The sequence below is a fragment of the Nesterenkonia maliinae genome, assembly GCF_051262655.1.
In the GTDB taxonomy this organism is placed as follows: Bacteria; Actinomycetota; Actinomycetes; order Actinomycetales; family Micrococcaceae; genus Nesterenkonia.
Map to the genome: position 1 here is coordinate 25140 of NZ_JBIMEY010000002.1, position 13558 is coordinate 38697.

11 protein-coding genes and 2 tRNA genes are annotated in these 13558 nt (G+C 66.6%); 10 read left to right on the forward strand and 3 right to left on the reverse strand.

Annotation, left to right across the window (positions count from 1 at the left end; genetic code table 11):
* Positions 1-20 precede the first annotated feature (20 nt).
* From recF to ACHAA4_RS04595, 8 genes are all read left to right on the forward strand, one after another.
* Entirely contained in the window at positions 21-1298 is a 1278-nt protein-coding gene (recF, locus tag ACHAA4_RS04560) for a DNA replication/repair protein RecF (RefSeq protein ID WP_435773013.1), read from the forward strand.
* Positions 1285-1848, forward strand: a complete 564-nt coding sequence (locus ACHAA4_RS04565) for a DciA family protein (protein WP_435773014.1) — start codon at positions 1285-1287, stop codon at positions 1846-1848. The genes recF and ACHAA4_RS04565 overlap by 14 nt, the downstream gene beginning before the upstream one ends.
* A 264-nt stretch (positions 1849-2112) precedes the next feature.
* Positions 2113-4191, forward strand: a complete 2079-nt coding sequence (gyrB, locus tag ACHAA4_RS04570; RefSeq protein ID WP_435773015.1) for a DNA topoisomerase (ATP-hydrolyzing) subunit B — start codon at positions 2113-2115, stop codon at positions 4189-4191.
* Positions 4192-4261: 70 nt separating this feature from the next.
* A complete protein-coding gene (gyrA, locus tag ACHAA4_RS04575) occupies positions 4262-7000 on the forward strand; it encodes a DNA gyrase subunit A (protein WP_435773016.1) in 2739 nt (912 codons plus the stop codon).
* Positions 7001-7264: 264 nt separating this feature from the next.
* On the forward strand, positions 7265-7657 hold the full coding sequence (locus tag ACHAA4_RS04580; RefSeq protein WP_435773017.1) for a DUF3566 domain-containing protein: 393 nt from the start codon (positions 7265-7267) through the stop codon (positions 7655-7657).
* 95 nt (positions 7658-7752) lie between these two features.
* Positions 7753-7826 (forward strand) — tRNA-Ile (locus ACHAA4_RS04585).
* Positions 7827-7849: 23 nt separating this feature from the next.
* On the forward strand, positions 7850-7963 hold the full coding sequence (locus tag ACHAA4_RS04590; protein ID WP_219886429.1) for a DLW-39 family protein: 114 nt from the start codon (positions 7850-7852) through the stop codon (positions 7961-7963).
* A gap of 19 nt (positions 7964-7982) precedes the next feature.
* Positions 7983-8058 (forward strand) — tRNA-Ala (locus tag ACHAA4_RS04595).
* Positions 8059-8197: 139 nt separating this feature from the next.
* Here the strand turns inward: ACHAA4_RS04595 and ACHAA4_RS04600 are convergent.
* Complete coding sequence (locus tag ACHAA4_RS04600; RefSeq protein ID WP_435773018.1) at positions 8198-9157, reverse strand: alpha/beta hydrolase; 960 nt, start codon at positions 9155-9157, stop codon at positions 8198-8200.
* Between the two features lie 250 nt (positions 9158-9407).
* Here ACHAA4_RS04600 and ACHAA4_RS04605 point away from each other — a divergent pair, with 250 nt between their 5' ends.
* Positions 9408-10769, forward strand: a complete 1362-nt coding sequence (locus tag ACHAA4_RS04605) for a hemolysin family protein (protein ID WP_435773019.1) — start codon at positions 9408-9410, stop codon at positions 10767-10769.
* Positions 10766-11845, forward strand: coding sequence for a CNNM domain-containing protein (locus ACHAA4_RS04610; protein WP_435773020.1), 1080 nt, complete (start codon positions 10766-10768; stop codon positions 11843-11845). The genes ACHAA4_RS04605 and ACHAA4_RS04610 overlap by 4 nt, the downstream gene beginning before the upstream one ends.
* A 259-nt stretch (positions 11846-12104) precedes the next feature.
* Here ACHAA4_RS04610 and ACHAA4_RS04615 read toward each other — a convergent pair whose 3' ends face one another.
* The gene (locus ACHAA4_RS04615) at positions 12105-12860 is read right to left on the reverse strand and encodes a rhomboid family intramembrane serine protease (protein WP_435773021.1); all 756 of its coding nucleotides are present in this window, start codon (positions 12858-12860) and stop codon (positions 12105-12107) included.
* A gap of 129 nt (positions 12861-12989) precedes the next feature.
* A complete protein-coding gene (locus ACHAA4_RS04620; protein WP_106122709.1) occupies positions 12990-13523 on the reverse strand; it encodes a peptidylprolyl isomerase in 534 nt (177 codons plus the stop codon).
* Positions 13524-13558 lie beyond the last annotated feature (35 nt).

The following is a 13558-nucleotide window of genomic DNA, read 5'->3' on the forward strand; positions in this document are numbered from 1 at the left end:
CGCCGGCGGCCCAGGAGACCATGCGGATCTCACAGCTCACGCTCACAGATTTTCGCAGCTACGCCCAGGCGCAGCTGACGCTGCAGCCTGGCCCCAATGTGCTGCTGGGCTTCAACGGCGTGGGAAAGACCAATATCGCCGAGGCGATCGGCTATCTCTCCACGCTGAGCTCACATCGGGTCAGCCAGGACGGCCCGCTGGTCCGCCATGGAGAGCAACAGGCCTTCATCCGCGCCGATGCCCATCGCGGGACCCGGCAGGCGCTGCTCGAGGTGGAGATCAATCCAGGCCGCAGCAATCGGGCTCGGATCAACCGGGGCAACCCGGTGCGGGCCACCGACGTGCTCGGGATTCTGCGCACCGTGCTCTTCGCTCCAGAGGATCTGGAGCTGATCAAGGGATCCCCCACCGTCCGACGCCGCCTCTTGGACGATCTCGCGGTTCAGCTGCGCCCAGCCCTGGGCGGGGTGCGCCTGGACTACGAAAAGGTGCTCAAACAGCGCAACGCGCTGCTCAAATCGATCCGGCACCAGGGCTTCACCGCCACCCACGAGTCCACTCTGGCAGTCTGGGATCACCAGCTCGCCGAAGCCGGGTCGCATCTGCTCACGGCGCGGCTGCAGATGCTCAGCGCGCTGCGCCCGCATGTGGCCACCGCCTACGAGCAGCTCTCCGGCAGCGTGCGCACCGCACGGGTGAAGTACCTCAGCTCCTTGGACGTCGAGGACCGCGGTGCTGGTGACTCGGATGCTGTCGATCCAGGCCCAGCTCACGCCGACTCCGCCGAAAATCCGTCGAGCGCGCTCTCGGATCCCGGGCCTCGCGACGTCTCCTCGCTCGACGTCTCCGCCCTAGAATCGTTCTCCCGGGAAGACCTCGCGGCGCTGATGGTGCAGCGCCTGGCCACCGTCCGGCGTGAAGAACGCGAACGCGCGATCACCCTGGTGGGGCCGCATCGCGACGACATCGCCTTCACCCTGGACGAGGTTCCGGTGAAGGGATTCGCCTCCCACGGAGAGACCTGGTCCTTCGCGCTGGCCCTGCGCCTCGCCGCCTACCGCGTGATGGTCGACGACGACCCCAGTGAGGGCGCTCAGCCGGTGCTGATCCTCGACGACGTGTTCGCGGAGCTCGATGCCCGCCGTCGTCGTCGACTGGCCGAGCTCGCCGCCGAGGCGGAGCAGCTCATCGTCACCGCCGCGGTCGACGACGACGTCCCGGCTAGCCTCATGCACAACGCGCTGCGGGTGGAATCGGTGGGCCAGATCAGCCAGGTGACCGTCCATGAACGGGATTGAAGACCAGATCCACGACCACGAGGACGCCGCGAAGATCCTGTTGGCCAGGATGCGCGCGGCGGCGCGCGGTCGCGGCGAGCACCGGATGCGTGGCATCCCGCGCGGCTCCTCGCTCGCCGGTGACCCACGTAGCAGCGCCAAAGAGGCCCAGGACCGCGCGAAGAACGCCGCGAGCTCGAAGCCCGGCGCTGACCGACGGGACCCGAACCTGCTGGGCGGAGTGGTCGGAGGTCTGATCAAGACCCGCGGCTGGAGCTCACCGGTCGCCGTGGGCTCGGTCATTGCCCGCTGGGAGCAGCTGGTCGGCTCCGCGATAGCGCAGCACTGCAAGCCGGAGAAGTTCGAGAACGGCGTGGTGGAGGTGCTCTGCGACTCCACCGCCTGGGCCACGAACCTCAAGCTGATGCGGCCGCAGCTGATGGATGTCTTCAACACCGAGCTGGGACCCGGGATCGTCACTGGTCTCTCGATCCGCGGCCCCGCCGCCCCGAGCTGGAAGAAGGGCCGTTACTCGGTGCGTGGCCGGGGTCCACGGGACACCTACGGATGAAACGCCAGGCTGCGATATGCCGCGCTCGGGCCCTCCTAGTGGAACCCAACCTCACCCGACCATCCCTGCGCTGATCCCAGGCCCGTTCCTCGGCCGCTGATCATGGACTCTGCCCGCTCACAGCGCGCAGAAAATACGATTTTGGGGCCTCGGCGCGGTAGACTCGACCGACGGCCCGAGCGCACCCACCACTCGGGCTGGTCTGTGTCATGACAAGGTCAGCAGCCTCGACCTTCCCGGCAACTCAAGGAGACGGCATAGCCCGTGACCTCGGCTAACGAGAACAAGCAGCATCAGGGCAACTACGGCGCCTCGGACATCACCGTCCTGGAGGGCCTGGAAGCAGTCCGCAAGCGCCCCGGCATGTACATCGGCTCCACCGGTGAGCGCGGTCTGCACCACCTGGTGTACGAGGTGGTCGACAACTCGGTGGACGAGGCTCTGGCCGGCTACTGCTCCCACATCCAGATCACGATGCAGGACGACGGCGGCGTGCGCGTCGAGGACGACGGGCGCGGCATCCCTGTGGACATGCACCCCACCGAGGGCAAGCCCACCGTGGAGGTCGTGATGACCGTGCTGCACGCGGGCGGCAAGTTCGGCGGCAGCGGCTACGCGGTCTCCGGCGGGCTGCACGGCGTCGGCATCTCCGTGGTCAACGCACTCTCCCGCAAGGTCCGCACCACGGTGCGTCGACAGGGCCACGAGTGGAGCATCGGCTTCGGCAACGGCGGCGAGACCACCCAGCCGCTGTCCCAGGGCGGGGAGACCGACGAGACCGGCACCACCATGGTCTTCTACCCGGACCCGTCGATCTTCGAGAGCATCGAGTTCGACTTCGAGACCCTCCGCGCTCGGTTCCAGCAGATGGCCTTCCTGAACAAGGGACTGCGCATCACCCTGCGCGATGAGCGCAAGATCCCGGGCAACGAGGTCGTCCACGACGAGGTCCTCGAGGAGCACCACGAGGAGACCGAGGCCGAGCTGGAGCCCACCGAGGCCGGCGGCGGCAGCGACGGCATCATCGAGACCCCGAAGGGCCGCGTCGTCGTCTACCAGTACGACGCCGGGTTGCTGGACTACGTCAATCACCTCAATGCCACGAAGCGGGCCGAGGTCGTCCACGACGACGTCATCGCCTTCGAGGCCGAGGATACCGAGCGCGGCATGGCCGCCGAGCTGGCCATGCAGTGGACGCTGTCCTACTCGGAGTCGGTGCACACCTACGCCAACACGATCAACACCCACGAGGGCGGCACCCACGAAGAGGGCTTCCGTGCCGCGATGACCACGCTGATCAACCGGTACTCCCGGGACAAGCAGATCCTGCGTGAGAAGGACGACAACCTCACCGGCGAGGACATCCGCGAGGGCCTGACGGCGGTCATCTCGATCAAGCTTCGCGAGCCGCAGTTCGAGGGCCAGACCAAGACCAAGCTGGGCAACACCGAGGCTCGCGGCTTCGTGCAGAAGGTCGTCAACGAGTACCTCGGCGACTGGCTGGAGCGTAATCCCGGCCCGGCCCGGGACATCGTGCGCAAGGCCCAGTCGGCCGCGCATGCGCGTGTGGCGGCCCGCAAGGCCCGGGAGAACGCCCGCCGGAAGTCGCCGCTGGAGACCATGGGCATGCCCGGCAAGCTCGCCGACTGCTCCTCCAAGGACCCCTCTGAATCAGAGATCTACCTGGTCGAGGGCGACTCGGCCGGCGGTTCGGCCAAGCGCGGCCGGGACCCGCGCACCCAGGCGATCCTGCCGCTGCGCGGGAAGATCCTCAACGTCGAGCGGGCTCGGCTGGACCGCGCGCTGGGCAACCAAGAGGTCCAGTCGATGATCACGGCCTTCGGCACGGGCATCGGCGAGGACTTCGACCAGGCCAAGCTTCGTTATCACAAGATCGTGCTCATGGCCGATGCCGATGTGGACGGCCAGCACATCACCACCCTGATGCTCACCCTGCTCTTCCGCTACATGCGTCCGCTGATCGAGCACGGCAACGTGTTCCTTGCCCAGCCGCCGCTGTACAAGATCAAATGGCAGACCGGCCCGCAGGACTACGTCTACACCGACGCCGAACGCGACGTCGCGCTTCGCGAGGGCCGGGCGAACGGGCGAAAGCTGCCCAAGGAGCTCGGGATCCAGCGCTATAAGGGTCTGGGCGAGATGGACTACTCGGAGTTGTGGGAGACCACCATGGATCCGGACCACCGCACCCTGCTCCAGGTCTCCATGGAGGACGCCGCTGCCGCCGATGAGGTGTTCTCCATCCTCATGGGTGAAGACGTCGAATCCCGCCGCGGATTCATCCAGCAGAACGCCAAGGACGTCCGCTTCCTCGACATCTGAGTCGCAGCCGTCCCACCCGGACGCAGCCGCGAGACGATGCCGATTTTTCGCCTAAGGGAGAACACCACACGTGAGTGACAACACCGAAGAACCACAGGACCCGCAGAGCGGCCCGACCGAGGCCGTGGAGGGCGTCGTCGTCGGCGACGTCGTGACCACCGACCGGATCCGGCAGATCGACCTGCAGACCGAGATGAAGCGGTCCTACCTGGACTACGCGATGGCTGTCATCGTGGGCCGCGCGCTCCCCGATGTGCGCGACGGACTCAAGCCGGTGCATCGCCGCGTGCTCTACGCGATGTACGACGGCGGCTACCGCCCGGACCGCTCCTTCAACAAGTGTGCCCGCGTGGTCGGCGACGTGATGGGCAACTACCACCCGCACGGCGACTCGGCGATCTACGACGCCCTCTCCCGGCTGATCCAGGACTGGGTCATGCGGTACCCGCTGGCCACCGGCCAGGGCAACTTCGGCAACCCCGGCGACGACGGTCCGGCGGCCCCGCGGTACACCGAGACCAAGATGGCCCAGCTGGCCATGGAGATGGTCCGGGACATCAACGAGAACACCGTGGACTTCCAGGACAACTACGACGGCAAGCAGCAAGAGCCCGTCGTGCTGCCCTCGCGGTTCCCGAACCTGCTGGTCAACGGCTCCTCGGGCATCGCGGTGGGCATGGCCACGAACATTCCTCCGCACAACCTGCGCGAGGTCGCCGACGGCGTGAAGTGGTACCTGCAGAACCCGCAGGCCAGCCGCGAGGAGCTGCTCGAGGCGCTGTTGCAGCGGATCAAGGGCCCCGACTTCCCCACCGGCGCACAGATCCTGGGCACCCGCGGGATCGAAGAGGCCTACCGCACCGGCCGCGGCTCGATCACGATGCGCGCCGTGGTCAGCGTGGAGGAGCTGCAGGGACGCACCTGCCTGGTGGTCACGGAGCTTCCGTACCATGCGAACCCCGACAACCTGGCCCGGAAGATCGCGCTGCTGGTCAAGGATGGGAAGGTCTCCGGGATCGCGGATCTGCGCGATGAGTCCTCCGGCCGCACCGGTCAGCGCCTGGTCGTCGTGCTCAAGCGCGACGCCGTGGCCAAGGTGGTGCTGAACAACCTCTATAAGCACACCCAGCTGCAGGAGAACTTCTCCGCGAACATGCTGGCCCTGGTCGACGGCGTGCCCCGCACGCTGAGCCTGGACGCCTTCGTCCACCACTGGGTCACCCACCAGATCGACGTGATCGTCCGGCGGACCCAGTTCCGGCTCGACAAGGCCCAGCGCGAGGCCCACATCAAGATCGGCCTGCTCAAGGCCCTGGACGACCTGGACCGCGTGATCGCCACGATCCGCGCCTCCTCCACCGTCGACGAAGCCCGGCAGAACCTGAAGTCGCTGTTGGAGATCGACGACGACCAGGCCCAGGCCATCCTGGACATGCAGCTGCGTAAGCTCGCAGCCCTTGAGCGCCAGCGCCTGCAGGACGAGTACGACGAGCTGATGAAGATGATCGAGGACTTCCAGGACATCCTGGCCTCGGAGGATCGCCAGCGCCGGATCATCAGCTCCGAGCTGGAGACCATCGTGGACAAGCACGGCGACGACCGACGCACCCACATCCAGCTCGGCTACGACGGCGACATGTCCATGGAGGACCTGATCCCCCAGGAGGACGTCGTCGTCTCGATCACCCGCGACGGCTACGTCAAGCGGACCAAGATCGACAGCTACCGCGCGCAGCACCGCGGCGGCAGGGGTGTCCGCGGAGCCCAGCTGCGCACCGACGACATCGTCGAGCACTTCTTCGTGACCACCACGCACCACTGGATCCTGTTCTTCACCAACCTCGGCCGGGTCTACCGCACCAAGTGCTACGACCTGATCGAGTCCGGCAGAGATTCAAAGGGCCAGCACGTGGCGAACATCGTGGCCTTCCAGCCCGATGAGCACATCGCCGGAGTGCTGCCGCTGCGCACCTACGAGGACGCCCCCTACCTGGTGCTCGCTACCAAGCGAGGCCTGGTGAAGAAGACGGTGCTCACCGACTACGACACCCCGCGGCAGGCCGGCGTGATCGCGATCAACCTGCGCGAGGACGACGAGCTGGTCTCCTCCAAGCTCATCTCGGCCACCGATGACCTGATGCTGGTCTCGCGGAAGGGACAGTCGCTGCGCTTCACCGCCACCGACGAGGCCCTGCGGCCCATGGGTCGTGCCACCTCCGGCGTCACCGGCATGAAGTTCCGCGAAGAGGACGAGCTGCTGGCCGCCGACGTGGTCACCGACGACTCTTATGTGTTTGTGGTCACCGAGGCCGGCTATGCCAAGCGCTCCGAGGTCAGCGAATACCGGGTCCAGGGCCGCGGCGGCCTGGGCATCAAGGTGGGCAAGCTGGTCGAGGATCGCGGCGATCTGGTCGGCGCCATGGTGGTCGAGGACGACGACGAGGTCTTGGTCGTCATGGAATCCGGCAACGTGGTCCGGTCTCCCGTCTCGGGCGTGCCCTCCAAGGGCCGTGACACCATGGGAGTCATCTTCGCGAAGCCGCGCAAGAAGGACCGCATTCTCAAGGTGGCTCGGAACTCCGGTGTGACCCTTGCCGCCACCGGAGAAGCCGAGGCGGCGGCCGCAGAGGGCGCAGCCGAGGCCTCCAGCGCGGAGAGCCCGGCAGAGACCCTGGAAGAGACCGCGGCCCCGGAGAACGGAACACCGGCGGCGGACGCAGTCGAAGCTGAGCGTTCTGAGACCGACGATGCAGTAGCGTTGGACCCTGATGAAGCGGACCGGGATGAATCGGACCAAGATGATGCTTGATGGAGGACTTCAGTGAGCGCAAGCAACGGCGCAGGTAATACCGGGAACAAGTCGGGATCCTCCGCGGCGCGCCCGTCGACTCGGTTCCCCGCGCCTCGGCCTCGTGCCCAGGCCGCCGGCGGAGCCCCCACGCCCGCCCGACCCGCGTCGGACCAGACGGGCGCACCCCGCCCCCGTCCCACCGCGGCGGCTCGCCCCAGCGGGCAGGGCGCACGACCGGCCCAGGGTCAGCGTCCCTCCGGAAGCCGCCCCCAGCCAGGCCTGGTGCGTCCGACGCCAAAGGCGAAGGTCCGCAAGGCCCGACTGCTGATCTCCAAGATCGACCCCTGGTCGGTGTTGAAGATGAGCTTCCTGCTTTCGGTGGCCCTGGGCATCATGACCGTCGTTGCGGCGGTCACGCTGTGGACCGTGATGGATGTCTCGGGCGTCTTCAACCGGGTCAACGAGCTGCTCGGCCAGATCCTCGGCACCGAGGGCGGCGGAGGCACCTTCCGCGTCGAAGAACTCGTCAGCCTTGCGCAGGTCGCGGCCTTCGCCACGATCATCGCGGTGCTCAATGTGGTGCTGCTGACCGTGCTCTCCATGCTCGCAGCCGTGCTGTACAACCTCTCCGCCTCCCTCGTGGGCGGCGTCGGGGTCACGCTCACCGACGACTGAGGGCTCCGGATCTGACGATTTGGCCCGCTCGCCGAGAGCAGGGTAATGTGTAGTGGTCGCCCTCGCGGGGGTGACGCACCTGAAACAAGGTGTCCGGGCGTATAGCTCAGGCGGTTAGAGCGCATCGCTGATAACGATGAGGTCGGAGGTTCAAGTCCTCCTACGCCCACCCCGGACTCCAAGGAGGGAAACATGAAACGCATCGTCTTTGTGGCTCTCTCAGTGGCGGGCATCCTCGGCTATCGCCAGTGGCGACGTGCCGAGGACACCCGGCAGGTCTGGTCTCAGGCAACAGACTCGCTCTGATAACCTGAGAAGCACCTTTGGGGGCATGGCGCAATTGGTAGCGCACCTGCTTTGCAAGCAGGGGGTTAGGGGTTCGAGTCCCCTTGCCTCCACCAGAGGACGTGACCAAGAAGCTCCCCGCATACGACGTGCGGGGAGCTTCTTCGTGTATGAGCCGCATTCGCCGATCGGCCGAGGGTGATATCTCGTGGCAGACCATCGGCGGTCGGTCCGCAGACGCCCTCCGGTGTGGCGTCAGGACCCGTGGCGTCTGGCCAGGCGAACCACAGCGCTGATGAGATCGCTGACCCCGGGTTCCTCGACCGGAAAGTGCCCGCATCCGCGAAGCATCACCACCTCGGTCGGCGCCGCGATCCGCTGCAAGAAGCGCATGCTCAGCTGCACCGGGGTCCAGTCGTCAAGCGCGGGGTGCAAGAGGGTCACCGGGGTGGACATTGCGGCCGCGGGGACATGGACATAGTTCAGGAATGAGCTGAGGAAGCCCAGCGGGACGTGGGCGCCACCACCGAGCGGATCTGACGCGCAGCGCTGGGAGAGCTCCCGGCTGCGACTCATCTTGGCGAAGTCAGCCAACGCGGGCATCGGCACCATGATCGACTCGGATCTCCCACGGACCAGACGGGTCAGCGGCGCGACCGGGATGGCGAGCGGGCCGAATCGGGTCAGCCGCGCCCGCACCCGCCAGTCCCGCGGATCCAACAGGGAGGTCGCGGCGACCGCGACCACCTGGGGCGCCCTGGCCGCCGCCTCATAGGCGAGCATCCCGCCCATGCTTGCTCCGAGAAGGATCAGCCGGCGTCCATCCGCTTCGGCGTCGATGAGATCGACCAGCAGCGACACCCAGGTCTGGTAGCGCACGGAGCCCGGGTCCAGGCTGAGGGTCCTGCCATAGAGCGGCAGGTCCACCGCGGCGACATCAAGACCCTGCGCCGCGAGCAGCGAGGTGAGCGGCCAGAGCGCCCCGCTGTACCCGCCGCCCCCATGGATCACCAGCAGCCGGGGCCCGAACGATCGGCCCTCGGTCGGTCTGTCCTCGGGTGCGCCGCCGAACCCTTGAACCCCTCCGGGCTGCGGAGCCGGACGGGCAATGTGTACCTGATGATCCCGCCACCGCCACCAGGTGCTCAGCATGGCCCGGCGGGCCGCGGGCTGGTGCGCTGGATGGAGAAAGGATGCGTAGTCCTGGGCGGTCACGCGCTCACGTTATCAAGCCGCGACGGTCCTTCGCATGACCCGAGGGACGGCTTAGGCGGGCGCTGGACTATCGCCAAGGGCATCTTGAGCTATAGTCTCGGTCTAACAGATCAACCTAGAGACTGAAGAGGTGCCTGACACAGGTGTACGACTTACAACGCGCAGTACTCCGCCGCCGAAGATATCGACTCGCGAGTGCTGCGAACGCAGGGCAAGCTGATCGCCGCGCGCACACCCGGGTGGTGACCCGGTGATCGAGCTCCTGCTCCTTCTGCTGGGCATCCTGGTGATCCTGGTGATCATTGCAGCCAATGGGTTCTTCGTCGCCCAAGAGTTCGCCTACATGTCCGTGGACCGCAATAAGCTGCGGGCACTGGCCGCTGAAGGAAATAAATCCGCCAAACGAGCGCTGGATGTCACGGGGCGCACCTCCTTCATGCTCTCCGGAGCGCAGCTGGGCATCACCGTCACCGGCCTGCTCGTCGGCTATGTCGCCGAGCCGCTGGTAGGCGAGAGCCTCGGCGCCCTTCTGGGCGGCGTAGGCGTCCCCGCCGCGCTGGGCATCACGGTGGGTACGATCTTCGCGCTGGCCGCCTCGACCATCGTGCAGATGATCTTCGGCGAGCTCTTCCCCAAGAACTACGCCATCGCCAACCCGACCCCGCTGTCGCTGGGTCTCGCCCGCTCCACGAAGTTCTATCTCGCCGCCTTCGGCTGGCTGATCTGGATCTTCGACGTCTCCGCGAACGCACTGCTGAAGCTGCTGCGGATCGAGCCGGTCCACGACGTCGAGTCCAGCGCCACGGCCAAGGACCTGGAACACATCGTCACCAGCTCGCATGAGAGCGGTGACCTTGCCGAGGAGATGTACCTGACCCTCGACAGGATCCTGGACTTCCCGGACCACGACGTCGAGCACGCCATGATCCCCCGTTCACGCACCGGGCTGATCCACCCTGACACCACGCTGGGTGAGATCCGGGCGCTGATGGCTGAGGAGCACACCCGTTACCCGGTGGTCGACATGCACGACGAGCCCGTCGGCGTGGTCCATCTCGTGGACCTGCTGGGCAGCAAGTTCACCGACGCCGCCGCGGCCACCGAGATCATGCGCGCCCCGGTGATCGTGCCCACGCTGATGCCGCTGCCCGATGCCGTGCGCACCCTGCGCGACGCCAACGCCAAGCTCGCCTGCGTGATCGACGAATACGGCGGCTTCACCGGTGTGGTCACCATGGAAGACCTTGCCGAGGAGATCCTCGGCGAGATCGGCGATGAGCACGACGACGAGGAGCCCGCCGGTATCGAACATGTCGGTGAGAACCACTGGCGCGTCGACGCTGATCTGCATCTCGATGAGGTGGAGCGTGTCATCGGTCAGGACTTCCCCGAAGGCGACTACGAGACCCTCTCCGGGCTGTTGATGTCCCAAGAGGGCGCGCTGCTCACCGAAGGCCAGGAGGTCCGCATCGATCTGCCGGCGGATCCTGCCGACTACGGAGAGGCTTCGCCCCCCACACGGTGGGTCGATGTCACCGTGATCAGCGTGGACCGCCACGTTCCCGAGTCAGTGCATCTTCGCCTGACCGAACATTTCGAGGAGGAACGATGAGCGACTGGCTGATCCCCACCATTGCCACCATCGCCATCATCGCGATCTCCGCGTTCTTCGTGATCCTGGAGTTCGCGCTGCTGGCAGCCCGCCGGCACCGCCTCGAGGAGGAGGCCGAGCACAGCAAATCCGCACGTGCCGCGCTGCGCGGGCTCAACGAGCTCACCGTGATGCTCGCCGGAGCCCAGCTGGGCATCACCGCATGTACCTTCGCGCTGGGCGCGGTCAGCAAGCCCGCTGTCGACTACGCACTGACCCCGATCTTCGAGTCGTGGAACATGCCGCTGTGGGCCGCAGACGTGCTGGCGTTCGCGCTGGCGCTGTTCCTGATGACCTTCCTGCACCTGGTGGTCGGCGAGATGGCCCCGAAGTCCTGGGCGATCGCGCACCCGGAGCGCGCCGCGAAACTCATCGCGCTCCCGGCCCAGGTGGTCCTGTGGGCCTTCCGTCCCCTGCTGCTCTGGATCAACGGGATCGCCAACCGGCTCGTCGCGGCCAGCGGGATCACCCCGGTGGACCGGGCTGCGGCGGGCGGATATGACTCCGACACGATCCGGCACCTGGTGGAGCACTCCACCCGGACCGGCACGCTGGATGAGGCCTCGGCCTCGCAGATCTCCCGGGTGATCGACCTGGAGACCCTCACCGTGGACGACGTCATCGCCGCACGCACCCGACAGGAGACCACCACGGTGCCGGTCACGGCCACCGCGGCCGATGTGCAGGCCGAGGCCCAGCGCACCGGGCACCTGCGAATCCTGATCATTCCCGAGACGGGCACCAACCCAATGGTGGTCCATGTGCGGGACACCCTCACGGTGCCGCCCGAGCATCCGGCCAGTGAGCTGGCCCGCCCAGCACTGGTCGTCTCGACCGGAGCCTCGGTCTACGAGGCGTTCCAGACCATGCGAGAGGCCGGCGAGCAGCTCGCGGTGGTCTATTCCGAGGGGACCCTCGCCGGAGCGATCACGTGGAATGACATCCTCAAGCGGATGTGGCCCACCATGGAGGAGCAGTGGAGCGAATCAGAGGCCGCTGCTGACTCCCGCCCGCAGGGCGCTGCCGCACAGCGCTAGCCCCCGCGGCCCGCGCGGCCCGTGCAGGTCGCACAAGCACCACGACGCCGGATCCACAGTCTGTGGGTCCGGCGTCGTCGTATCTGTTGAGAAAGCCCAGATCAGCGTGTTATCCACAGGTGTTATCCACAGTGTGCATAAGTTACATGCGTGTGATTCCGCTGGTCAGAGCGCTATCCACAGGATTTTGTGAATTGTGCACAAAACTGTGGATTAGTCGTGCACAGCCTGGGGAGAAATCCGGGCGGATGCCGTCGACTCAAGCGTAGGGATTGACCAGGCTCATGCCGAGCGCGGTGAGCAGCACCAGGACCACGGCTATGCCGAGCAGCCCGAAGCCGTGCCAGCGGCCTCGACGGCGTGCGTCGGCCTGACGGTCACCGGTGGACCGTGACGGAGCCTTGGAGATCACCAGGGCGCAAGCGACGCCGACGAGCAGGCCGCCCAAATGGCCCTGCCAGGAGATGCCGGGGATCACGAAACTGATCACCACGTTGATCGCGATCAGGGCCAGGATCCCACCGGTCTGGGAACCGGTGGCCCGCATCAGGATGAACAGCGCCCCGAACAGGCCGAAGACTGCCCCGGAGGCCCCCAGCGTGGGCGTCGTGGCGGGGGTCAGGAAGAGCACCGCCACCGAGCCGCCGAGCGCTGAGAGGACGAGCAGCGCGATATAGCGGAGCCGTCCGAGAGCCGGCTCGATGGCGCGGCCGATGAACCACAGTGCGAACATGTTGAAGAGCAGGTGCATGGCGTTCGCCGGAGAATGCACGAGCGCGGAGGTGAGCATCCTCCAGGGCTCGAAGAACCAGGGGGAGGTCTGCAGCGGGGCGTACCAGAGCGCCTCGGTGACCGCGCTGCTCAGCAGCTGCAGGCCATAGAGCACGACGCAGAGGCCGATGACCGTGAAGGTGACCACGGGGCGCTGGTCTGGGCGCAGCACGGCACCGAACTGGGAGCGGGCCGGGGGGCGGCGTCGTTGGAACTCTTCTCGGGCCCGGGCCAGGCAGTCCACACACTGGAACCCGACCGGGGCCTCCCGCAGACACTCCGGACAGGCCGGCCGGTCGCAGCGTTGACACTGCACCGTGGCGGGCCTGTCCGGGTGTTGCGGACAGAATGTTGCGTTGATCGGTCTAGATCCTCAGAGCTTCTCGATGTCGATCTTCTCGATCACGACATCTTCCTTCGGGCGGTCCCGGTTGTCGGTGGGGACCGTGTTCAGCGCGTCGACGACCTTCTGCGAAGCCGGGTCGGTGACCTCGCCGAAGATGGTGTGCTTGCCCTGCAGCCAGTTGGTGGCCACCGAGGTGATGAAGAACTGGGACCCGTTGGTGCCCGGACCGGCGTTGGCCATGGCCAGCTTGTACGGGGAGGTGAAGTCGAGCTCCGGGTGGATCTCGTCGCCGAACTTGTAGCCGGGACCACCGACGCCGAGGCCCAGCGGGTCTCCGCCCTGGATCATGAAGTCGGAGATGATGCGGTGGAACACGGTGCCGCTGTAGAGAGGGGTGTTGACCTTCTTCTCACCGGACTCGGGATGGGTCCATTCGCGCTCACCGGTGGCGAGACCGACGAAGTTGTCCACGGTCTTGGGAGCGTGGTTCCCGAAGAGCTCCACGAGGATCTCGCCCTGGGATGTACGGATAGTTGCCTTATGCGTTGCGATAGCACTCATGGACCCCATTCTCTCACTCTTGGTGGCGCGCGATG